This window comes from Janthinobacterium kochi, assembly GCF_051380715.1.
Taxonomy (GTDB): Bacteria; Pseudomonadota; Gammaproteobacteria; order Burkholderiales; family Burkholderiaceae_D; genus Janthinobacterium.
Genome location: NZ_JBNYXO010000015.1, coordinates 60,590 through 82,021, shown reverse-complemented (window position 1 = coordinate 82,021; position 21,432 = coordinate 60,590). Strand labels below are relative to the sequence as shown.

General features: G+C 60.8%; 24 protein-coding genes, 4 tRNA genes, 1 pseudogene and 1 riboswitch. Of the genes and pseudogenes, 17 read left to right on the top strand and 12 right to left on the bottom strand.

Going from position 1 to position 21,432, the window contains the following annotated elements:
* Positions 1-12: 12 nt before the first annotated feature.
* From ACQ4WL_RS24275 to glyA, 4 genes are all read right to left on the bottom strand, one after another.
* The gene (locus ACQ4WL_RS24275) at positions 13-990 is read right to left on the bottom strand and encodes a PilW family protein (RefSeq protein WP_436512035.1); all 978 of its coding nucleotides are present in this window, start codon (positions 988-990) and stop codon (positions 13-15) included.
* Positions 987-1,571 (bottom strand): type IV pilus modification protein PilV, encoded by a 585-nt coding sequence (gene pilV, locus ACQ4WL_RS24270; RefSeq protein WP_436512034.1) that lies wholly within the window; start codon positions 1,569-1,571, stop codon positions 987-989. The genes ACQ4WL_RS24275 and pilV overlap by 4 nt, the downstream gene beginning before the upstream one ends.
* Before the next feature lie 240 nt (positions 1,572-1,811).
* On the bottom strand, positions 1,812-2,276 hold the full coding sequence (nrdR, locus tag ACQ4WL_RS24265) for a transcriptional regulator NrdR (RefSeq protein WP_071078724.1): 465 nt from the start codon (positions 2,274-2,276) through the stop codon (positions 1,812-1,814).
* Between the two features lie 142 nt (positions 2,277-2,418).
* Positions 2,419-3,663, bottom strand: a complete 1,245-nt coding sequence (glyA, locus tag ACQ4WL_RS24260; protein WP_436512033.1) for a serine hydroxymethyltransferase — start codon at positions 3,661-3,663, stop codon at positions 2,419-2,421.
* 111 nt (positions 3,664-3,774) lie between these two features.
* Positions 3,775-3,900, bottom strand: a riboswitch (ZMP/ZTP riboswitch).
* A 314-nt stretch (positions 3,901-4,214) separates the two neighbouring features.
* On the opposite strand from glyA, the gene ybgC reads away from it, so the two are divergent.
* The 9 genes from ybgC to ACQ4WL_RS24215 all read left to right on the top strand — a co-directional run bounded on the left by ybgC (position 4,215) and on the right by ACQ4WL_RS24215 (position 9,921).
* Positions 4,215-4,616 carry a tol-pal system-associated acyl-CoA thioesterase gene (ybgC, locus tag ACQ4WL_RS24255; protein ID WP_436512032.1) on the top strand — a complete coding sequence of 134 codons (402 nt, stop codon included), beginning with the start codon at positions 4,215-4,217 and terminating at the stop codon, positions 4,614-4,616.
* A 46-nt stretch (positions 4,617-4,662) separates the two neighbouring features.
* Positions 4,663-5,352 (top strand): protein TolQ, encoded by a 690-nt coding sequence (gene tolQ / locus ACQ4WL_RS24250; protein ID WP_071078726.1) that lies wholly within the window; start codon positions 4,663-4,665, stop codon positions 5,350-5,352.
* Positions 5,353-5,367: 15 nt separating this feature from the next.
* Complete coding sequence (locus ACQ4WL_RS24245; RefSeq protein WP_223278896.1) at positions 5,368-5,808, top strand: ExbD/TolR family protein; 441 nt, start codon at positions 5,368-5,370, stop codon at positions 5,806-5,808.
* A gap of 48 nt (positions 5,809-5,856) precedes the next feature.
* A complete protein-coding gene (gene tolA / locus ACQ4WL_RS24240) occupies positions 5,857-6,882 on the top strand; it encodes a cell envelope integrity protein TolA (protein ID WP_436512031.1) in 1,026 nt (341 codons plus the stop codon).
* Between the two features lie 5 nt (positions 6,883-6,887).
* Complete coding sequence (gene tolB, locus ACQ4WL_RS24235) at positions 6,888-8,156, top strand: Tol-Pal system beta propeller repeat protein TolB (RefSeq protein WP_436512062.1); 1,269 nt, start codon at positions 6,888-6,890, stop codon at positions 8,154-8,156.
* 43 nt (positions 8,157-8,199) lie between these two features.
* Positions 8,200-8,721, top strand: coding sequence for a peptidoglycan-associated lipoprotein Pal (gene pal, locus ACQ4WL_RS24230; RefSeq protein ID WP_436512030.1), 522 nt, complete (start codon positions 8,200-8,202; stop codon positions 8,719-8,721).
* 134 nt (positions 8,722-8,855) lie between these two features.
* Positions 8,856-9,614 (top strand): tol-pal system protein YbgF, encoded by a 759-nt coding sequence (gene ybgF, locus ACQ4WL_RS24225; RefSeq protein WP_436512029.1) that lies wholly within the window; start codon positions 8,856-8,858, stop codon positions 9,612-9,614.
* Between the two features lie 67 nt (positions 9,615-9,681).
* Positions 9,682-9,757 (top strand) — tRNA-Lys (locus ACQ4WL_RS24220).
* Between the two features lie 88 nt (positions 9,758-9,845).
* Positions 9,846-9,921 (top strand) — tRNA-Lys (locus ACQ4WL_RS24215).
* A 92-nt stretch (positions 9,922-10,013) separates the two neighbouring features.
* Here the strand turns inward: ACQ4WL_RS24215 and ACQ4WL_RS24210 are convergent.
* The 5 genes and pseudogenes from ACQ4WL_RS24210 to ACQ4WL_RS24190 all read right to left on the bottom strand — a co-directional run bounded on the left by ACQ4WL_RS24210 (position 10,014) and on the right by ACQ4WL_RS24190 (position 14,650).
* Entirely contained in the window at positions 10,014-11,636 is a 1,623-nt protein-coding gene (locus ACQ4WL_RS24210) for a methyl-accepting chemotaxis protein (RefSeq protein ID WP_436512028.1), read from the bottom strand.
* Positions 11,637-12,333: 697 nt separating this feature from the next.
* Positions 12,334-12,651 (bottom strand): hypothetical protein, encoded by a 318-nt coding sequence (locus ACQ4WL_RS24205; RefSeq protein WP_436512027.1) that lies wholly within the window; start codon positions 12,649-12,651, stop codon positions 12,334-12,336.
* 8 nt (positions 12,652-12,659) lie between these two features.
* Positions 12,660-12,999, bottom strand: a pseudogene (locus ACQ4WL_RS24200) (VOC family protein); the annotation flags it as partial.
* Between the two features lie 62 nt (positions 13,000-13,061).
* Entirely contained in the window at positions 13,062-14,186 is a 1,125-nt protein-coding gene (locus tag ACQ4WL_RS24195) for an acyltransferase family protein (RefSeq protein WP_436512026.1), read from the bottom strand.
* A gap of 122 nt (positions 14,187-14,308) precedes the next feature.
* A complete protein-coding gene (locus tag ACQ4WL_RS24190) occupies positions 14,309-14,650 on the bottom strand; it encodes an ArsR/SmtB family transcription factor (RefSeq protein WP_436512025.1) in 342 nt (113 codons plus the stop codon).
* A 105-nt stretch (positions 14,651-14,755) separates the two neighbouring features.
* Here ACQ4WL_RS24190 and ACQ4WL_RS24185 point away from each other — a divergent pair, with 105 nt between their 5' ends.
* The 3 genes from ACQ4WL_RS24185 to ACQ4WL_RS24175 all read left to right on the top strand — a co-directional run bounded on the left by ACQ4WL_RS24185 (position 14,756) and on the right by ACQ4WL_RS24175 (position 16,412).
* On the top strand, positions 14,756-15,844 hold the full coding sequence (locus ACQ4WL_RS24185; protein WP_436512024.1) for an NADH:flavin oxidoreductase/NADH oxidase: 1,089 nt from the start codon (positions 14,756-14,758) through the stop codon (positions 15,842-15,844).
* Positions 15,845-16,189: 345 nt separating this feature from the next.
* Positions 16,190-16,265: transfer RNA gene (locus ACQ4WL_RS24180), tRNA-Lys, on the top strand.
* Positions 16,266-16,336: 71 nt separating this feature from the next.
* Positions 16,337-16,412, top strand: a tRNA-Lys gene (locus ACQ4WL_RS24175).
* A 54-nt stretch (positions 16,413-16,466) separates the two neighbouring features.
* Here the strand turns inward: ACQ4WL_RS24175 and ACQ4WL_RS24170 are convergent.
* Positions 16,467-17,237, bottom strand: coding sequence for an AraC family transcriptional regulator (locus ACQ4WL_RS24170; RefSeq protein ID WP_436512023.1), 771 nt, complete (start codon positions 17,235-17,237; stop codon positions 16,467-16,469).
* A gap of 66 nt (positions 17,238-17,303) precedes the next feature.
* On the opposite strand from ACQ4WL_RS24170, the gene ACQ4WL_RS24165 reads away from it, so the two are divergent.
* Positions 17,304-17,561: a hypothetical protein gene (locus ACQ4WL_RS24165; RefSeq protein ID WP_436512022.1), complete on the top strand. Its 258-nt coding sequence runs from the start codon at positions 17,304-17,306 to the stop codon at positions 17,559-17,561.
* A 68-nt stretch (positions 17,562-17,629) separates the two neighbouring features.
* Positions 17,630-18,235, top strand: a complete 606-nt coding sequence (locus ACQ4WL_RS24160) for an IMPACT family protein (protein ID WP_436512021.1) — start codon at positions 17,630-17,632, stop codon at positions 18,233-18,235.
* A gap of 3 nt (positions 18,236-18,238) precedes the next feature.
* Here ACQ4WL_RS24160 and ACQ4WL_RS24155 read toward each other — a convergent pair whose 3' ends face one another.
* Positions 18,239-18,628 carry a hypothetical protein gene (locus ACQ4WL_RS24155; RefSeq protein ID WP_436512020.1) on the bottom strand — a complete coding sequence of 130 codons (390 nt, stop codon included), beginning with the start codon at positions 18,626-18,628 and terminating at the stop codon, positions 18,239-18,241.
* A 10-nt stretch (positions 18,629-18,638) separates the two neighbouring features.
* Positions 18,639-19,016 (bottom strand): nuclear transport factor 2 family protein, encoded by a 378-nt coding sequence (locus ACQ4WL_RS24150; RefSeq protein ID WP_436512019.1) that lies wholly within the window; start codon positions 19,014-19,016, stop codon positions 18,639-18,641.
* Between the two features lie 278 nt (positions 19,017-19,294).
* Here ACQ4WL_RS24150 and ACQ4WL_RS24145 point away from each other — a divergent pair, with 278 nt between their 5' ends.
* From ACQ4WL_RS24145 to ACQ4WL_RS24135, 3 genes are all read left to right on the top strand, one after another.
* Positions 19,295-20,695, top strand: coding sequence for an L-cystine transporter (locus ACQ4WL_RS24145; RefSeq protein WP_436512018.1), 1,401 nt, complete (start codon positions 19,295-19,297; stop codon positions 20,693-20,695).
* Between the two features lie 211 nt (positions 20,696-20,906).
* Positions 20,907-21,098 carry a histidine phosphatase family protein gene (locus ACQ4WL_RS24140; protein WP_436512017.1) on the top strand — a complete coding sequence of 64 codons (192 nt, stop codon included), beginning with the start codon at positions 20,907-20,909 and terminating at the stop codon, positions 21,096-21,098.
* On the top strand, positions 21,035-21,346 hold the full coding sequence (locus tag ACQ4WL_RS24135; protein WP_436512061.1) for a phosphoglycerate mutase family protein: 312 nt from the start codon (positions 21,035-21,037) through the stop codon (positions 21,344-21,346). The genes ACQ4WL_RS24140 and ACQ4WL_RS24135 overlap by 64 nt, the downstream gene beginning before the upstream one ends.
* Positions 21,347-21,432 lie beyond the last annotated feature (86 nt).

The window sequence follows — 21,432 nt, the reverse complement described above, 5'->3', positions numbered from 1 at the left end:
CGTGGCGCCGCCCTAGACCGGCCCGTTGCGCAGCATGATGCTCGTCTGCACCAGTTGCCGCAGGCGCGAGCGCGTTGCGGCGGGCAAGGACGCGCGCGCGATGCGCACACCTGTGTCGCCGGCGCCGTGCGCCTCGGCATATGCCTTGCCGAACAAGTCGAACTGCGCTGGCCCCAGTTCCGCCATCTTGTCCAGCTGGCCCGCCTCGCCATGCAACAGCAGCGCCACGCGCACGCTGGCCACGCGCTTCCAGTGCGTGCGCCGGTGAAAATCGCGCTGGCGCGCGGCCGCATCCGCGCCCGCCAGCACCAGCGCCGCATCGTAAGCGTCGAGCGCGCTGGCGTTGACATAGCGGTTCGCCACGCCGTCGGGCGGCATATCCGTGTCGAGGCCATACAGCACCTGAAAGCTGTCAACGCCGCGGATGATGGCGTCCGCGCCCCAGCCGTTCGCGCCACGGTATTTGCAGCGCAACTCGCCCTCGCCATCGGCGCCCTGCGCCACGTAGAAAATGCTCCAGCCCCGCTGCACCTCCGTTTGCGCGGCGCCCACGCCGAAGCCGGCGCAGTTGAGCACGGAACCGTCGCCGCCCTCCTCCTTGCCGGCGCCGTAATAGCGCAAGGCCAGCACGTCGCTGCCATGCAGGGCCACGGGCAGCGCGCCGCTGATGCCCTCGCTGTTCTTGCCCAGGCTATGCGCGTCGAGCCCGGCGATATTCGCGCTGTCGTGCGCAGCATGGGCGACGGGCGCGGCGCTGCTGTCCCAATTCACATACGCCGTCTGGCGCACGGCGCGGGCGATGGTGTCGAGCGCATAGCGGCCGTTGTCGTCCAGGCGCGCGCTGGCGAACTGGTCGCCATAACTGCCGCTGGCAGCCAGCAGCACGCTACTGGCTGCCAGCATCAGCAGCGCGCCCAGCGACAGGGCCACCAGCAATTCGACCAGGCTCATGCCGCGATGACGGCGCCAGCGGGCGTGCATGCCGTTCATGCGCCGCCTCCGTCCAGCTGGAATGCCAGCCTGGGCAGCGACTCGTTTGCCGCATTCACGGCGGGCGAGCCATCGGGCACGCGGGCGCGCCAGCCCAGCTTGATGACGATGGGCGCGCCCTTGCCGCCGCTGCATGCCCAATGCAAGCCCTGGGCGGCGGCATCCCATGCAGGCGCGTCGCGGCAGATACGCAGGCGCGCGCCGGGCAAGGCCGATTGCAGCTGCCGCTTCCATTCAGCGATGTCGAATTGCGCCAGCTCGGCCGCGCTGCAGGCGGCAGCGCCGAAACAGTCGGGCGCGCCGCCGCCAGGCTCAGCGCCGTCCGCCGCCGCGTAGGCCACGTTCAGGTAGGGATTGCCCGCATCGGGACCATGCATGAGTACGCTGTTCGCGCGCATGCGTTCGGCCATGCCAGCGGCCAGTTGCACGCCCGCCGACAACAGTGCCGACTCATGGCGTGCGCGCAGGGAGTGCAGTTGCAGGATGCTGGCGCCGAGCAAGCCCAGCGCCAACAACAGCAGCGATACCAGCACCTCGACGAGGCTGCTGCCATCCATGGGACCACGCGTACCGCTATGCATGAGCTTCTCCTGCTGACAGAATGAAACCCGGACTGGAGCCGCGCGGATGCACGGCCCAGCTACACGATAGACGCGCGCAAAAGCGCAGGCATGAGGCAGCGCAAACGTCGCCGAGAAAAGGAGAAAAAGAAGAAGAAAAGAGCGCCTGAATTGATCAGGCGACTTGCCAGGCGAACGCTGGCGTGGTGGGAGTGGGACTGTTCATCATCCCCGCCTGCGGCAAGGGATGGCGCAAGCGCGTCAGGGCTTGCTGCGCGCCTGCCCCACTTCGGCAATCGCATCCTGGAACTCGGCCAGGTCTTCGAAATTCTTGTAGACGGAAGCAAAGCGGATGTAGGCGATCTTGTCGAGGCGTTTGAGTTCCTGCATGACGAGTTCGCCGATATAGCCGGAATCGACTTCGCGCAAGCCGCTGGTCAGCAGTTTTTCCTGGATCGACGCGATGGCCGTATCCACGGAGGCGGCCGCGACGGGACGCTTGCGCAAGGCCAGCATCAAACTGCCGCGCAACTTATCCGCAGCGAACTCCGTCCGGCTGCCATTCTTTTTGACGACGGCAGGCATGATAAGTTCAATGCGTTCGTAGGTAGTAAAACGCTTGTCGCATTTGCCGCAGCGGCGGCGGCGCCGAATGGCATCCCCTTCCTCCGATACGCGCGTATCGAGAACCTGGGTATCGCCGTGCTGGCAAAATGGACATTTCATGAGCTGGCTACAACTTTATAGTAATAATGAGGGAAATCGCCGCCCTTGTACAAAGGGCGCCCGAATCACTCCGGGCGCCCTTGGGCACGAAGGAATGTGTCAGACAGAATCTTACTCTGTATGACACATTCTGGACAAATAATTATGCGTACACCGGATGCGCGTCGGCCAGCACTTTCACGGCCGCTTTCACGCGCTCGATGGTGGCGGCGTCATGCGGATTGTCCAGCACGTCGGCGATCAGGTTGCCCACCTCTTCTGCTTGCGCTTCCTTGAAACCGCGCGTCGTCATCGCCGGGCTGCCCAGGCGGATGCCCGAGGTGACGAAGGGTTTTTGCGGGTCGTTGGGGATGCCGTTCTTGTTGCAGGTGATGTGCGCGGAACCGAGGATGGCTTCGGCTTCTTTACCCGTCAGGTTCTTGGCGCGCAGGTCGACCAGCATGACGTGCGATTCGGTGCCGCCGGAAACGATGCGCAGGCCGCGCTTGATCAGGGTTTTCGCCAGCACGTCGGCGTTCTTGACCACTTGCTTCTGGTATTCGACGAATTCAGGGCTCAGCGCTTCCTTGAAGGCGACGGCCTTGCCGGCGATCACGTGCATCAGCGGGCCACCCTGGATACCAGGGAAAATGGCCGAGTTGATGGCTTTTTCGTGTTCGGCCTTCATCAGGATGATGCCGCCGCGCGGGCCGCGCAACGATTTGTGCGTGGTCGAGGTGACGAAGTCGGCGAATGGCACCGGGTTCGGGTACAGGCCAGCGGCGATCAGGCCGGCGTAGTGGGCCATGTCGACCATGAAATACGCGCCCACTTCCTTGGCGATCTTGCCGAAACGCTCGAAGTCGATCTTTTTCGAGAAGGCCGACGCGCCGGCGATGATCAGCTTTGGCTTGCGTTCGCGGGCCAGGCGTTCCATCGCCTCGTAGTCGATGTCTTCTTCCGCCGTCAAGCCATACGACACGACGTCAAACCATTTGCCGGACATGTTCAGCGGCATGCCGTGGGTCAGGTGGCCGCCTTCGGCCAGCGACATACCCATGATCAGGTCGCCTGGTTTGAGCACGGCAAAGAACACGCCCTGGTTCGCCTGCGAGCCGGAGTTCGGCTGCACGTTCGCGCATTCGGCACCGAACAGTTTTTTCACGCGGTCGATGGCCAGTTGCTCGGCCACATCGACGTATTCGCAGCCACCGTAGTAACGCTTGCCTGGATAACCTTCGGCATATTTATTCGTCAGCTGCGAGCCTTGCGCTTCCATGACGGCTGGCGACGTGTAGTTCTCCGACGCGATCAATTCGATGTGGTCGTGCTGGCGCGTGTTCTCTTTTTGAATGACGGCGAACAATTCAGGATCGACGTTGGCGAGGGTGTGATCTTTTGCAAACATGTAAAAACTCCAAGTATGAGGGTGCTTGTACTGGCAGGTTGGATCGAATGAGGGGAGCCGGCGTTAAGTGAATAACAACATTGGACAGGCAGCCTCTTCGTGCTTTTCCATAGTGGCTACCCAGGCGAACGGCTGATGAAAAATCTCACATTTCCCGGTGGGTGCCCACCTTTCGCCGGTTTTCCGATCGCCACATTGTGGGGATCGCCCGACTTTTCGCCAGTCACGTGAGACGTAATGGAAGTCAAATTGTAAGTTAAGTGCCCAAATTGAGCAAGGAATGCAACGGTGCAGCTATAATCGCCGCGCGCCATGGCAACCCGGGCACCGCCAAGGGCCGCCCGGGAGTAAGCATGCAGTGCTTAAGCTTGACGTAAACCTGGCTGCGCATGTAAGCGTATGTTACGAAGCTTGCCATTGTGCAGCTCGGATTTACAATGCTGCGGTGCAACTTATATGCAGCTTTTGCATGGATTTCCAGCAAGCGCCCACAGTCACAAGAAGAAAAATCGCGTAAAATGTTGCTCAATCTCACTACTGGCGCAATAAACATGCCTTCAGTCTTTACCTGGAACGTACGTGTCTACTATGAAGACACCGACGCCGGCGGCATCGTCTATTACGCTAACTACCTGAAATTCTTCGAGCGCGCGCGCACCGAATGGCTGCGCGCCATCGACGTGGGCCAGCAGGCATTGCTGGAACAGCATGACGCGATGTTCGTTGTCAAAAGCGTCAACGCCGACTATCATGCGCCAGCCAGGCTCGATGACACGGTAAGATTAACCTTAAGCATAGAAAAAATGGGGCGCGCCTCCATCGTTTTCCTGCAACAAGCGTGGTGCGGCGACCGCCTGCTGAACACGGCCCGCGTCAAGATCGGCTGCGTCGACTCGGCATTGCGCCCGCGCGCCGTGCCTGATGCAATCGCGGCCCGCATGCGCGCCACCTGAACCCTACCCGCCCTCCCGGACAATTCACCCAACAGACTGCCAGCCAATGAACGTTACACAAGATCTTTCTTTCCTCGCGCTCATCTCCAATGCCCATTTGATCGTGCAACTGATCATGGCCCTGCTGCTGCTGATTTCCCTGACCAGCTGGACCTACATTTTCCGCAAGATGTTTGCCGTGCGCCAGGCGCGCAAGCAAACCATCGAATTTGAACGCAGCTTCTGGGCCGGCGGCAACCTGCATGCGCTGCATCAAAGCGCCAGCGGCAACCGCGACCAGAGCGGCGCGCTGGCGCGTATTTTTGACGCCGGCATGGGCGAATTCATCAAGGGCAAGGCTTCCTACGGTTCGCGCGAAGCGCTGGACGTCGGTGCCGTGCTCGACGGCGCACGCCGCGCCATGCGCGCCGCCTTCCAGCGTGAAATGGACGTGCTCGAATCGCACCTGGCCTTCCTCGCTTCCGTCGGCTCCGTCTCGCCCTACATCGGCCTGCTCGGTACCGTATGGGGCATCATGAACGCCTTCCGCGGCCTGGCCAACGTGCAGCAAGCCACCCTGGCCGCCGTCGCGCCCGGCATTGCCGAAGCGCTCATCGCCACCGCCATCGGCCTGTTCGCCGCCATTCCCGCCGTCGTCGCCTACAACCGTTTTTCGCATGACATCGACCGCCTGGCGATCCGCTTCGAAAGCTTCGTCGAGGAATTCTCCAACATCTTGCAGCGCCAGTCGCGCTAAGAGGGAGCAAGGTCCATGGGTTCCTCATTCAATAGCGGCGGCATGCGCGGCGGCCGTGGCCGCAAGTTCAAGTCCGAAATCAACGTCGTGCCGTACATCGACGTGATGCTGGTGCTGCTGATCATTTTCATGGTGATGCCGTCGTCGAACAATCCCAGTGTGGTGAACCTGCCCAACGCGGAAAAGTCGGCCAAACCGCCCGATGACTATATTCAGATCGTGCTCAAACCGAATGGTTCGCTGTCGATCGGCGTCATCGGCAAGGAACAGCTGTCGCCGGAAACGGAACCGAACCGCGACGCCCTGCTGCGCAAGCTGCGCGGCTTGCACGAAAGCAATCCCGACTATCCCGTGATGATTGCGGGCGACAAGGAAAGCAAGTACGACGATGTAATCCAGCTCATTTCGGAAGCGAAAAAGATGGGCATTACCAGAGTCGGCCTGGCCACAAAGTAAGCACAGCATCCTGTTTCCAGACTTGACCGTTTTTAGATAGACTAGACTTTGCAGAACAAACAAATCGACCATGTACTCGGCAAGCCCTACAGCGTGCCGCGCGAACGCAGCCGCTGGCCCTCGCTGGGCCTGGCGCTGGCGATGCACCTTGGCCTGCTGTTTTTCCTGTGGGTGGGCGTACACTGGCAAAATACGGAACCTGTCGCCGTCGAAGCGGAAGTGTGGGACATGAAAGTGCAGACGGCCGCGCCGCCGCCCGACGTGGCGACGGAACCGGAGCCGACGCCGGCGCCGCCGCCGGAACCGCAAGTGGAACAGCCGGCCCCGCCGCCACCGCCGCCGGTGGCCGCGCCCGAGCCGAAGGTCGACTTGCGCGAGGCGGAGATCGCCCTCGAGCGCAAGAAGGCCAAGCTGAAAGAAGAGAAAGCGGCAGCGGAAGAACGCCGCAAGCAGGAATTGAAGGAACGCGAGGAAGAAAAGCGCGAACTGGAAAAACAGAAGCAGAAAGAAAAAGACAAGGCTGACAAGCTGGAGAAAGAAAAAGCAGAAAAAGCAGAAAAGGCCGACAAGTTGGAGAAAGCCAAGGAAGCCAAAGAGAAAGCGGCGGAAGAAAAAGCCGAGAAAGAATTGTCCGATAAAAAAGCGGCGGCGGAAAAAGCTGCCAAGGCCAAGAAAGCGGCGGCGGAAAAAGCTGCAGCCGACAAAATGCGTGCCGATGACATGAAGCGGATGATGGCGCAGGCAGGCAATGGCACAACGGGCACGGCCGCGAAAGCGACCGCGCCACGCAAGGACAGCGGCTATGTCGCTGCCCTGACGAGCAAGATCAAGAGCAATATCGCGTACAGCGGTAGCACGGACGTGCCGGGCAACCCGCGCGCCGTGTTCAAGATCGAGCAACTGCCAACTGGGGAAATTATTTCGGTCCGAAAGATTAAAAGTAGCGGCCTGCCGGCGTATGACAGCTCGGTGGAAAACGCCATTAATAAATCGTCGCCACTGCCGAAGAAAAAAGACGGCACCGTGGAACGCGAGATTGAACTCATATTCGAGATGAAGGATTTGCCTAAATGATGACCATGAAAAAAATGAGCTATGTCGTGCTCTGTGCCGGCCTGATGCTGGGAGCGTCAAGCGCCCAGGCGCAGCTGCGCGTAGAGATTACAGGGATCGGCAGCAACCAGATTCCGGTGGCTGTCGCCAGCTTTGTCAATGAATCGGCGGCGCCGCAATCGCTGTCGGGCATCATCAAGGCCGACCTGGCGCGCAGCGGCGTGTTCAAGCTGATCGATGCCGATGCGCCCGTGTCGGAAACGGCGCCCGTCAGCTACGATCAATGGAAGTCGCGCGGCGCCGATGCGCTGGCGGCCGGCAGCGTGCAAAGCATGGCCGATGGCCGCCTGGACGTGCGCTACAAGCTGTTCGACACCATCAAGGGCGCCCAGATCTCGAGCATGAACAATGCGGCCGCGCCGCAGTTCAACCGCTTGCTGGCGCATAAAATTGCCGATGACATCTATGAAAAGCTGACGGGCGTCAAGGGCGCGTTCGCCACGCGCATCGCTTACGTCACGCAATCGGGCCGCGAATACCGCCTGGAAGTGGCCGACGCCGATGGCGAAGGCATCCAGGTCGCCCTGCGCTCGAATGAGCCGATCATTTCACCGTCATGGTCGCCGGATGGCACCAAGGTGGCGTATGTCTCGTTTGAAAAGAAAAAGCCCATCGTCTACGTGCAAAACCTGGTAACACGGCAGCGCACCATCGTATCGAATGAAAAAGGCAGCAATTCGGCGCCAAGCTGGAGCCCGGACGGTTCGCGCCTGGCCGTGGCCCTGTCGCGCGATGGCCATACCCAGGTCTACACCGTCAATGCCGACGGCAGCGGCTTGCGCCGCGTCAGCAGCAGCAGCGGCATCGATACGGAACCCCAATTCTCGGCCGATGGCCAAAGCATTTACTTCACCAGCGATCGCAGCGGCGGACCACAGATCTACCGCATGTCGGTCAGCGGTGGCGAAGCCAAGCGCGTGACGTTTGGCGGCTCCTACAACATCAGCCCGCGGATTTCGTCCGACGGGAAGACTCTCGCTTATATTTCCCGTCGCGACGGCAATTTCCAGCTCTACGCGCTCGACCTGGCTAGTGGCCAGGAACTGCGCCTGTCGGACACCGCCAACGACGAATCACCGAGCTTTTCGCCCAACGGGAAATATATCATGTACGCGACCGAATCCGGACGACGCAAGTCGCTGGCAGTGGTATCGGTGGATGGCCGCGTCAAACAGCGTTTGACTACGCAAGCTGGCAATATTAAGGAACCCACCTGGGGTCCTTTTATGAAGTAAATGCTGTACAGTTTCACCTTTAACCATGACCCGGAGAATAAAAATGAGTAACTTTAAAAGTTTGGCTTTCATCGCCGCTACCGCAGCCCTGCTGTCCGCCTGCAGCACCCCAGTCAAAGTCGCAGAAACCCCAGTGGTTGAGCGTGCTCCTGAAAAAGTCGCAGCTCCAGTTGACACCCGTCAAGTTCAGCCAGTGACGACCGCGTCGGTCGATCCACTGAATGATCCAAAAGGCGTGCTGGCTAACCGCAGCATCTACTTCGACTTCGACAAATACGTCGTGCGCGAAGCGGACACCCCAGTCGTGCAAAACCACGCTGGCTACCTGGTGAAAACGCCTAGCCGCAAGATCCTGATCCAAGGTAACACCGATGAACGCGGTGGCGCTGAGTACAATCTGGCCCTGGGTCAGAAACGTGCTGAAGCCGTGCGCAAGTCGATGGCAGCCCTGGGCGTGCCAGAAGGCCAAATGGAAGCCGTGTCGCTGGGCAAAGAAAAGCCTAAAGCACAAGGCAGCAACGAAGCAGCATGGGCAGAAAACCGCCGCGCTGACATCGTTTATTGATGTTGACGGGTGAGCGCGGCAGCATTGACGCTTACCTAACTGGCCAGTCATAGGCATAATAATGGGGCGCAGCGCGGTGATTCACCGCCCGGCGCCCCGTTTGCATGTTTGCGTAACCTTTGAAAGCCCGACCCATGATGACATTCTCGAAAGCCGGCGTCGCCGCCGCCTTGATGGCCGCGTTTGCCTACCTGCCCCTGCACGCCAACGCCGCCCTGTTCGATGACGATGAAGCGCGCAAGGCCATCCTCGAGCTGCGCGCCAAGGTCGACGCCATGGCACGCGACCTGAACAGCCGCGTCGACACCAAGGCGGACAAGACCAGCACCTTGAGCCTGATCAACCAGCACGACCAGACCATGCAAGAGATCGCCCGCCTGCGCGGCCAGATCGAAGTGCTGGGCAACGACCTGGCGAATGTGCAAAAGCGCCAGAAAGATTTCTACACCGACATCGACGCGCGCCTGCGCAAGCTCGAACCGCGCCAGGTCACCATCGACGGCCAGGAAGCGGCCGTGGGCGTATCCGAACAAAGCGCGTACGAATCCGCGTTCGGCCTGTTCAAGTCGGGCGACTACAAGGGCGCCGTTACGGCCCTGGACGGCTTCGTGAAGCGCTATCCTGAATCGGCCTACGCTGCCAACGCGCAATACTGGCTGGGCAACGCCTATTACGCCCAGCGCGACTGCAAGAGCGCCATCACGGCCCAGCAGGCAGTGCTGAAACACTACCCGGACAGCCCGAAGGCGGCCGACGCCATGCTCAACATCGCCAGCTGCTACACGGAGCTGAAAGACAAGCCGAACGCGACCAAGACGCTGAATGCCCTGATCTCGCGCTACCCGGACTCCAGCGCGGCCCAGGCCGCCAAGGAACGGGGCGGCAAAAAGTAAAAGCGGGGAAAAAGTTGCCCGTTAGGTTTGACAGAATCCCGGGTACCCCCTATAATCTTCCTTCTTCGGGTCGTTAGCTCAGCTGGTAGAGCAGCGGACTTTTAATCCGTTGGTCGCAGGTTCGAATCCCGCACGGCCTACCACGAATACGCAGTAATGATCTGCTTGCGAGTTGTACTAGCAAGCATTTTTTTACGGCACAGTGTTACCGAAGTTGTTGTACAAGTTTTTGGGTCGTTAGCTCAGCTGGTAGAGCAGCGGACTTTTAATCCGTTGGTCGCAGGTTCGAATCCCGCACGGCCTACCAAATACTTAAGAAAGCCCACGAATTTCGGTTCGTGGGCTTTTTTTTGTGGCTGCTGCTGAAGTGTGCCATGGCGCGCCATGGCAATGCATTCCCTAACGCATCTGCAATTTCAGCGTTGCCTTCCTTGCTTTTACAGGAGATGGCCGGGGCGCAGCTGCAGAATTTCCCACGCCATTTTGCCCCAGCCTGAAAACGGCAACCACACCAACCAACTGCTCTGCCTGTATCTTCAGGTTCTCTGCCGCAGCAGTACTTTCCTCCACCAGCGCGGCATTTTGCTGGGTCGTCGCGTCAAGCTCCAGTATCGCCTGCCCCACCTGAGCGACCGAAGAACCTTGCTCGGCACCCGCTGTGCTGATGTCGACCATGATATTGGTGACATCCTTAATGGATGAAACGATCTTGCCCATCGCCGCACCCGCCTCGTCGGCAAGGCTGACGCCCTGCTCTACCCGCGCAACGCTGGTCTCGATCAAAATCTTGATCTGTTTCGCTGCCTCCGCACTGCGCTGGGCCAGGTTGCGCACCTCGGATGCGACCACCGCAAAGCCCCTGCCCTGCTCGCCGGCCCTGGCAGCCTCCACCGCCGCGTTGAGCGATAAAATATTGGTCTGGAAAGCCAGGCCATCGATCACGTTGACGATCAATGAAATCTCTTTTGAGCTTTCATTGATGTTTTTCATGGTCGATACCACCTTGGAGACGACAGCGCCGCCCTCCATCGCCACCTCGCTGGCATTGATCGCTAGCCGGTTCGCTTCGGCCGCATTCAAGACGTTCTGCTGCGCCGTACTGCCCAGCTCTTCCATTGAGGCAGAAGTTTCCTCAAGGGCACTGGCTTGCGATTCTGTGCGCTGCGAAAGGTCAACATTGCCTTGGGCAATTTCAGTCGAAGCGAGCGCCACCAGTTCCGCATTCTCGCGCACCGTCCCCACCACTGTTGCCAGAGATTCCTGCATTGTCGTCAATGCGACCAACAAGGGCGAAAACTCATCGCTCTGTTCATCTTTTTGCCGCGTAAAAAGATCGCCATCACGCACCAATTCAGCTACGGATTGAGAAACCGCAATTCGTTGGCGCAACAGCCTCGAAATATACCAGGAGAAAGTCATCATGCCGACAGCGATGAACAAGGTCAGCATGCTCAGCTGGGTGCGCGTTGCATTGGCGAGGCTTTCGATCTGCCCCACTTCCGCAGCAAGATATTTACCCTGACTTCCCCGTTCCGTGTCAAGCCAGGCCTGCATTTTCTTCAACTCTGGTATCGTTTTGGCAGAAAGAAAAGCAATGCCCTGCTCTGTATCACCAGCGGCAATAATGCGCATGTTTTCTTCGACCACCGGCCAAGCGGATTTCTGCATGTCCAGCCATATCTGGAACGCGGTTCTGGCCTCTGGCGTTGGCAAGGCGCTATCAAACACCGCGTCATTTCCGGCGATATTTTCTTTTTCCTTTTTTATTTCCCTCAATGCCGCATTGATTTTCTCAATATCCTTGAAGATCAATGCCTGCCTTATCTGCAGCAGTACCGTCGTTACGCTCAGTTCAGTGCTGGAGATCAGCTGCAACTGTTTTACTTTCACCAGGCCGGCATCCTTGGCAAGTTGCCCCGCGTCGCCAAGCCGGCTCCAGGAAATTGCCGCCAGCAAGGCAAGCAGCAGGATCAGTATCGTGGAAAAGAAATAGAGCTTTTTGGATATGCCGAAGTGTTTCAAAATTTCCCCACTTTCAAAAAATGTTGCATTATATTTATGATTGAAAACTATTCCTGCGAGATGGCGCGCATACAAGTAGCAATTTCAGTCTCGCCGGCAGGGCAATCTGGCGCTTCCCCGAGAAGTTGGTAATTGAGTAATTATATGACAATATTGACAAATTAAACAATTAAAACATTTTTTTGCTTAATTCATTGTTTCATATTGATTTTAATAAATCAAATCGAATTTTTGTGCTTTCTACACACAGGTCAATTTATTCATGAAAGCAACGCGCTACAGGAGGCTCGAAGCGCAAGTCATTGCACCGTGCAATGACAGAATCTGAGCGGCTTCCACCGTGAGCAAAGGCATGCATCAACGAGAATGCGGCGAGCATGTGTCGCGCTTGTCCACGCAGATTCAAGCGTTGGCGCCGGCGACCGACCAAACATACCGATGGCGAGCTTTTGTCGTCGACCTCGCGGCGCCTGCTTGCGCGGCCCGAAGAAGTAATCATCCCTATGCGGATGGAAAACGCGGGCGAATACAGACCTGGCGCGGCAACTGCCTTAGCCGATGCTGATCAATAACTTGCCAGCCTGTTACGATAAGCTGGTCGATGCCATGCGACTTGGCTATCCGCAAAAAACCGCCCTCAATCATGTCAATATCGTCGGAATGCATAGGCCTGCCGCTCATCGGCAAGTTATATGCTTCATGACGCGCCCGACTGCGCCAGCCCGGCCAGCAAAGTCGATTCCAACGCCGCGCCCAGCTTGTTCACGGCAGCGACAATCGACATCGAGGTGCGGTCGAACGCCAGCGCAAACTCACCAGGCGTGACCAGGTTGTTGACGTTAAACCACCCTCCCCCAGCGGATCGGCTGGCCTTAGCTCCGGATCCGCAGCGTGGCATGCAGCCCTGCACCACCTGCATATTGCACAAGGGCGTTACATGGGTGCAGCCGAAGCGACCACCTGCTCCGCCGGCGCGCGCGGTGCGCGACTCGATGCCGGTCAGGAAACCGGGCATGGCCACCGTCATATGTAATTTACCGATGGGGGATGGGGCAATATTGAGCGGCGGCAACCAGAAACGTTTGCCAGCTGCCTGGCGGCCTGGCCGATTTTGCGCATGCCCATCATCGCCGCGTATGGCGCTGCGTAACATCACCGCCTTGCTCCTGGGCATCCGTCAATACGCGCGGCGTGCTCTGCCACGACAAGCCCCATTTGTCCTTGCACCAGCCGCATTCACGTTCCGCCCGCCATGGCTGACGATCACGTTCCAGTAGCGGTCGATCTCGTCCTGGTCATCGGTGGCTATCTGGAACGAGAATACTTCGCTATGTTTGAAAGTATCGCAGCCATTGAGGCCGATCTTAATCTGCAAGATAAAGGCCGTGCGTGCCAGCACCTTAAGGACAGGCGAGCGTGCGATGCTCAAGCCGATATCGGCCGCACCAGTGCCTTACCCACCAGCAACGGCATCACCCGCCCCAGCGGCACCTCTACCCAGCGGTGAAACGCCGCCCCGGCCGCCAGGCTGGCAACCCAGGCGGTCAGCATGCCCAGCGCCTGCCACTCTGGCTCGAGCGGGACATAGCTGATAAACAGCGCATTCACCAGCAAGCTGACGGGAAAGTGCACGAGAAACACGGCATACGAGATCCGGCCCAGGGCGTTGATGACGCTCCAGGCGCGGCCCTGCGCAGGCGTGCGGGCGCGCCCGAACAGGAACAGCGCGCAGGCGACGATCAGCGCCAGGGCGATGCGGCTGCGGTAGTCGACGGCCAGCGCCAGCAGGACGGGCACGGCGGCCATGGCCATGAGCACGCTCATGGCACCGGACTTACGGGCCGGATCGCTGGCCCACCAGGCCATGAGTCCCAGGCCATAGCTGCCAAAGAAATACGGCGCCCAGTTGTCCCAGCCCGCGTCCAGATTGAAATACAGCAGGGAAAAGGCGATGCCCACGGTGACGGCCAGCGGCATCAGCCAATGTCCGCGCCGCTGGCCCGCCAGGCGGCCGCCCAGCCACAGCAGCGATACCGTCAGCAAATACAGCTGGAAATCGATGGCCACGTACCAGGCGCCGGCCGACAGCGATTCATAGCCCAGCACGCCGTGCAGCAGCAAGGCATGGGCGCTCAGCTGGCCCAGGGTGACGGCGGCCGACATGGAATCGTGCAGCATCCAGATGCCGGCCACAGGGGTCATCACGGCGGCGAGCAAGGTGGCGGCCAGGAAAGGCGGCGCCAGCTTGGCATAGCGGCGCCAGACCGCTTGCAAGGGGGTGGCAATGCCGGGACGGCCGGCGGGAGAGAGGGATTTGGCGACCAGGAAGCCGCCGATGACGAGAAACACTTGCACGGCGATGCGCGCGCTGCCGCCCAGCCAGTCCAGCAACTCGGGCCACAGGGGCCGCACATAGTCGGACATGGGGCCGTAAAACGCCAGGTGGTGCAACACGATCAACTGCGCCGCGCCCGCCTTGAAACCATTGATCCAGCCAAACTGCGGACGATTTTCCAGGTCCGCCTGTACAACCACTGCTGCTGCCGTCATTCCCATCCCTTGCCATGCCAGGTAGTGTCGCCAGCCCATCGCGTAACAGGCGCGCGGCCGAGGATTTACCGAAAGGCCGACATGATAGCCGAGCCTGGCAGATGGCGGGGCACGGCAGGCGGCTAAGCCGCCGGCTTTTCCGCCTCCGGCGCCGCGGGCGCCAATGGCTGCTGCGCCAAAATGGCATCGAGCAAGCCGGGGAAACGGCTCTCGATATCGGCGCGGCGCAGGGTGTTCATGTGCGTCGTGCCCGCGTTTTCCGTGTAGACCAGGCCCGCTTCGCGCAAGACCTTGAAATGATGGGAAACGGTCGACTTCGGCCGCCCGCCGTCGAGGTCGCCGCAGGCGGCCGCGTCCACGCGAGCCAGGTGGCGCACGATGTCGAGGCGGATAGTGTCGCTCAAGGCGTAGAGTACGCGTTCGAGCACGAATTCGCTGGCGGGGGGATGTTTGTGTGGACGCATGAGCAGAATCATACAGCATGCGTTATACTAATTCCATTCTTCGAATATTTACGAACTACCGAATCAACATTTCCCTATTTACCACCAACAAACACAAAGGCCACCATGTCCGCCCTCTTCCAACCCTACACCCTCAAAGACATCACCCTGCGCAACCGCATCGCCGTGCCGCCCATGTGCCAGTACATGGCCGTCGATGGCCAGGCCAACGACTGGCACCTGTCGCATTACGCAGGCATGGCGCGCGGCGGCGCCGGGCTGGTGATCGTCGAGGCGACGGCCGTGGCGCCGGAAGGTCGCATCACGCCAGGCTGCACGGGCATCTGGAACGATGATCTGGCGCAAGCCTTCGTGCCGGTGGTAAAGGCCATCAAGGCGGCCGGCTCCGTGCCTGGCATCCAGATCGCCCACGCAGGCCGCAAGGCCAGCGCCAACCGTCCATGGGAAGGCGACGACCATATCGTGGAAGGCGATGCGCGCGGCTGGCAAACCATCGCCCCGTCCGCCATCGCCTTTGGCGGCGGCCTGCCGAAAGTGCCGCGCGCCATGGACCTCGACGATATCGCCCGCGTGCAACAGAACTTCGTCGACGCCGCCGTGCGTGCGCGCGAAGTGGGCTTCGAATGGCTGGAACTGCACTTCGCCCACGGCTACCTGGCGCAAAGCTTCTTTTCCGCCCACTCGAACCAGCGCGACGATATCTATGGCGGCAGCGTGGAAAACCGCAGCCGCTTCCTGTTGGAAACATTGAAAGCCGTGCGTGCCGTATGGCCAGAGCACCTGCCGCTGACCATCCGCTTCGGCGTGCTGGAATTTGACGGCCGCGACGAGCAAACCCTGCTCGAATCCATCGGCCTGGTGCGCCAGTTCAAGGATGCGGGCATGGACATGATCAGCGTCAGCATGGGCTTCACGATTCCCGACGTGTCTATTCCGTGGGGCCCGGCCTTCATGGGCCCGATTGCCGAGCGCGTGCGCACGGAGGCGGGCGTGCCCGTCTCGTCCGCCTGGGGCTTCGGCACACCGGCCATTGCCGAGCGTGTCGTCAAGGAAGAACAGCTGGACGTGGTGATGGTCGGCAAGGCGCACCTGGCCAATCCGCACTGGGCCTACTTTGCCGCCAAGGAACTCGGCGTCGAGCGCGCCTCGTGGGTGATGCCGGCGCCCTACGCGCACTGGCTGGAACGCTACTGATCATCTTGCGCCTTCGCCGTCGCCGGATGCCCCTCCAGGGGCAGCTCCGGCAGGAACAGCAGGAAGACCAGACCCAATAGCAGCAGCACGGCACCGGCGCCAAACACGCTGGCAATTGCATGACGGCAAGCCGCGCATGACCGGGCCCTGGATGGCGCAGAAAATGATCAGTTTCGTCATGCTCTGCACCAGCGCGCTCGGGGATGGGAAGGTCTTCGGTAGTGGGCCTGCAGATATACATGGAAGGTTGCCTGTCCACGTTGGATCGCGCATGACGCCCATGCCAGGCTTTTTCCACCCCGGCCCTTCCCAAAACCGCCATTGGCCGTCATAATAGCCGCCCTTGGGTCGTTAGCTCAGCTGGTAGAGCAGCGGACTTTTAATCCGTTGGTCGCAGGTTCGAATCCCGCACGGCCTACCAAGATTCAGTCGCCATCATGGCAAGCATGTTGATACGACACAGCGTTACCGCAGTTCAGTTGTAAAGTTTTTGGGTCGTTAGCTCAGCTGGTAGAGCAGCGGACTTTTAATCCGTTGGTCGCAGGTTCGAATCCCGCACGGCCTACCAAATACGTCAGAGAAGCCAACCGTTCGCGGTTGGCTTTTTTGTTTTCCGCGCCAGCTATGCCACCCCTTCCCCATACCTGCCCGGCGTCACGCCCATCACCCGCTTGAACATGGCGATGAAGGCGCTGACGTTGTCGTAGCCCAGGTCCAGCGCAATCGTCGTCACGGGCTGGCCGCTAGCCAATAATTCCAGGGCGCGCAGGATGCGGGCGCGCTGGCGCCAGGCGGAGGGCGTAAAGCCGGTCTCCATCGTGAAGCGGCGCGCCAGGGTGCGCGGCGACACGCCGGCCCAGGCGGCCAGCGCTTCCACGCCCCGCTCGTCGGCCAGGTCGTCGAGCATGGCGCGCGCCACGCGCAGCAGGCGCGGGTCCGTGGGCAGGGGCAAGCCGAGGGATTCGTGCGGCGAGGCGGCGATCTCGTCGAGGATCACGCCCGCCACCCGGGCTTGCCTCGCATCAAGCGCGCCCTCGTCCCAGGTGCTGGCGCGGCCCACCGCCTCGCGCAGCAAACCCGAGACGCGCATCACGCAAGGCGCGGCGGGCAAGCCGGCGCAGCTGGCCTCGTCCACATACACGCTCCAGCCCGCAAACGGCCCATGCGAACGCAGCGCATGCACGTGATGGGGCGGCATCCACACGCAGTGGCTGGCCGGCACCACCCACTGCCCGCTATCGGCGGCAACGGAAAGCAAGCCCCGCATGGCGCCGAACAGCTGCCCGCTGGCATGACGGTGCGCCGCCGTCACCCGTTCCTGCGGCTGGGTAATGCGCATGGCGCGCAGCGGCGACGCTGCAAAAATTGGCGGATTTGACGTATCGAATGACATAAACAACGCAGACAAGACAATCCGGCCATCATACAGTGAAGTCTTTCCAACCTTCAGGAGTTCAGCATGCGTGCAGAAGACGTATTAGCCGATCAACAAAACCAGGGCCAGTTCAATGGCGTCACCGTGCGCAAGGGAACGGTGGGGGCCTTCCTCGCCAATGCCAGGCTATGGCTGGACGACACGGGCAACAGCGCCGGGCGTGCCATCGCCGAGCGCGACATCCTCGACGCCCTGCCCGCGCTGCACGCGCTGGGACTGTTCGACATCCTGCAAGTGCGCGACGCGGCGCTGCGCGAACTGGTGTCCGTCTGCGCCGCGTGAGCGGGGGCTGACTCGTGCCCGGCGCACATTTCCTCTATCATGCTGCTTTGCCCGCCTTCACACCCGCCATGCCGTTTACCATTGCCACTCCCGTCCACAGCGAACTGATCATCAAGAAAAGCCGTTTCATCGGTTGCGTGCAGCCGATGACGGACCGCGCCAGCGCGCAGCAGGTGGTCAATGGCTTGAAGGCGCAGCATCCGGGCGCCTGCCATGTGTGCTGGGCCCTGCTGGCGGGCGGGCAGTCGGCGGCCGTCGATGATGGCGAACCGAGCGGCACGGCCGGGCGGCCCATGCTCGACGTGCTGCGCCACCAGGACCTGGAAGGCGTGCTGGCGACGGTGGTGCGCTACTTTGGCGGGATCAAGCTGGGCGCGGGCGGCCTGGTGCGCGCCTACACGGATAGCGTGGCGCAAGCGTTGCTGCAGGCGGAAAAGACGGCCATCGTGCGCCAGAGAGCCCTGCGCTGCACGGTGCCGTATGCGATGGAAGGCATGCTGCGCCGCGAACTCGATGGCGCCGGCGCCACCTTGCTGAACGTGACACACGGCGACGCCGTGCTGTTCGACTTCAGCCTGGCAGAAGCGGCCGCCACCGCCCTGCTGGCCCATCTGCATGAGGCGGGCAATGGGCGGATAGCCTGGCTAAAAGTAGAGACCGAAGAGGAAGAGTAAAACCTACAAGTCCTGCGGACGTTTGACCTGCAACAAGATGAAATGCGTCCACGCCAGCGCCGGCAGCACCATCAATACCAGCATCAGTCCGGCCGGCATGTCCGGCACAAAGCGCACGAAGCAGGCGAGAAAACCGGCGATGGCCAGCCAGAAGCGCCAGTTGAACGCGTATGCCTTGCGCGCCACCGTCGCCAGGGCAATGCGCCAGAATTCCAGCAAGGCCCACAGGCCGCCCGTCAGCAGCAAGGCGGCCAGGGCATGGTCTCCGGGGCCGTCGGCCCAGGTGCGCACCAGGTTGTACAACAGCACGGGATAGCCGGCCGTGATGGCCAGGGTGGCCGGGCCGGCGGCGATGACAGCTTCAAACAGCTGCCCCTTGGAACGATGATCCACTACAGCACCCCTATGCCACGATGCCCGAATGGGCTGCGGTCACTTGCAGCGTGCCGGCCGCATCCTGCGTCCAGACGCGCGTAAAACGGAAGTCGCCATGCGTTTCGACGTCGTGATAACTGCCCGTCAGCTGCATGCGCACGGAGACCACGGCCACGTGGCCGTTGACGCGTACATGGCACTCGGACGCGTGCAAGTCCGTGATGGTCAGCAGGCGCTGCTCGTGCGCTGCCAAGTCCGCATGTTTGCTCAGCAGATGACCCAGGTGATTCGTAAACAACAAGTCATCGGCCAGCAACTGATTCAGTACAGCCACGTCGGAGGCCATCATGGCCAGGCGCAAGCGCTCTTCCGCATCGAGTACTTGGGCTTCCGTTAAAGCATTCATCTTTTTCCTTAAAAAATACTGCGCCAGATTAGCAAACGAACAAACGTGCAATGCTGGCATGAAATCTTCCTTTTCACAATCATCCGGAAGACATATACCTGCGCTTATGCCTGTGAAGCATATTTATATAGCGTAATATTCGCAGCAGTATTGCGCAAAACACCCCCATAGTACTGTACAGTACTTGCCCTTTCGCCCCGGGCTGGGGCAGCTGTCAGTTGTAGTACAGTTTTATGTGCTGCGTGCAGTCTCGAATAAAACCAAGATAAGGCCCCTTCATGGCAATTAACATCATTCTGAACCTGCTCGTTGCGTTGATCGTCTTCGCCTTCATGTTCCGCCAGCAACGCAACCACGCGACGTTTACCGTGCGCGTCTTCACGGGCCTGGGCCTGGGCGTGCTGCTGGGCGCGGCCGCGCAAGCCATCTACGGCGCCGGCTCGCCCGTCATCGCGGGCACCAATGAATACATCGACATCGTCGGCAGCGGCTACGTAAAACTGCTGCAAATGATCATCATGCCGCTGATCATGGTCTCCATCATTTCCGCCATTCTAAAGCTCAAGGACGCGAGTTCCTTGGGCAAGATCAGCGCGCTGACCATCGGCACCCTGCTCATTACCACCATGATCGCCGCCGCGCTGGGCATTTTGATGGCCAAGCTGTTCGGCCTGACGGCTGTCGGCCTGACGTCGAGCGCCGCCGAAGTGGCGCGCGGCGTGCAGCTGCAAGGCTCGCTGGAAACGGCGAAAGCCTTGTCCCTGCCCAAACTGCTGGTCAGTTTCGTGCCGACCAATCCCTTCCTCGACATGACGGGCGCGCGCAAGACGTCGACCATCGCCGTGGTGGTGTTCTCCCTCTTCATCGGCATCTCGGCCACGGGCATCGCGGCGAAAAAGCCGGAAATCTTTGCCTCCTTCGAAAATTTCATGAAAGTGGCGCACGCCATCGTCATGCGCATGGTCACCCTGGTGCTGCGCCTGACGCCGTATGGCGTGTTCGCGCTGATGTTTGCAGTGGTAGCGTCGTCGAGCTACACGGACATTTTGAAATTGATCAACTTCGTCGTCGCCTCCTACAGCGCGCTGATATTGATGTTCCTGGTGCACCTGGCCCTCATCGCCGGCGTCGGCCTGAACCCGCTGCGCTTCGTGAAAAAAGTCTTCCCCGTGCTGGCCTTCGCGTTCACCTCGCGCACCAGCGCCGGTTCGATCCCGATGAGCGTGCAGACGCAAACCCAGCGCCTGGGCACGCCGGAAGGCATCGCCAACTTCGCCGCCTCGTTCGGCTCGACCATCGGCCAGAACGGCTGCGCCGGCATCTACCCGGCCATGCTGGCCGTGATGATCGCCCCTACCGTCGGCGTCGATCCATTCACCGTCAGCTTCCTGCTGCCACTGCTGGCCATCATCACCATCGGTTCCGTCGGCGTGGCCGGCGTGGGCGGCGGCGCCACGTTTGCCGCCCTGATCGTGCTGTCGGCCATGGACTTGCCCGTCGCCCTGGCCGGCTTGCTGATCTCCGTCGAACCGCTGATCGACATGGGCCGCACGGCATTGAATGTGAGCGGCTCGATTACGGCCGGCACCGTCACCAGCCGGGTCATGGGACAGACCGACCTGGCCGTCTACAACAGCGACGACGCGCCCGACCTGGACGAAGCGGAACACGCCGCCTAAGAAGCCATCCATCGGCGCGCCGCGCCCCGCCGCTTTCCTCTATATTTATTCACAATAAATACAGAGGAAGGCACAAGGCGATGGAACAGAAATGGCCGCAGCCCATCTGGATCGTGCGTCACGGCCAAAGTGACGGCAACGTGGCGCGCGCCATGCGCACGCCCAGGGCGACTGGTTCGCCACCCTTCCCCCTGAACAACAACCGACCGTCGTGCTGTACTCGCCCTACTTGCGGGCGCAGCAGACGGCGCAAGCCGTGCTGGCGCGCATCGATGCGGACAGCCTCGCCCGCGTGGTGGCCGACGAGCGCCACCGGGTGGTGAAAGCTGGTGCGACGTCATCCTGCGCCTGCGCAGCGTGCTCGACACCATCACGCGCGAATACCGGGGCGAACGCGTGCTGATCGTCGGCCACCAGGTCATCGTCAATTGTTTCCGTTACCTGCTGGAACGCTGCGACGAGCAGGCCATCCTGGCCATCGACAAGGCCGCCGACATGCCCAACTGCGGCGTCACCTCGTACGCCTTCAATCCCGCCCTGGGCTGGCACGGCAAGCTGCAGTCGGACCTGTGCAACTTCGTCGCACCGCTGGAGGCGGCCGGCACACCCGTCACGGCCCAGCCCAACATGCCGGTCGCGCCAGAATCCTGAGCGGGGGTGATAGCGGCATAAAAACAACAGCATAAGCATATCAAGAAAGAATCGTTAGCGCGCACCGCCGCCGCCCTTAAGCTCAT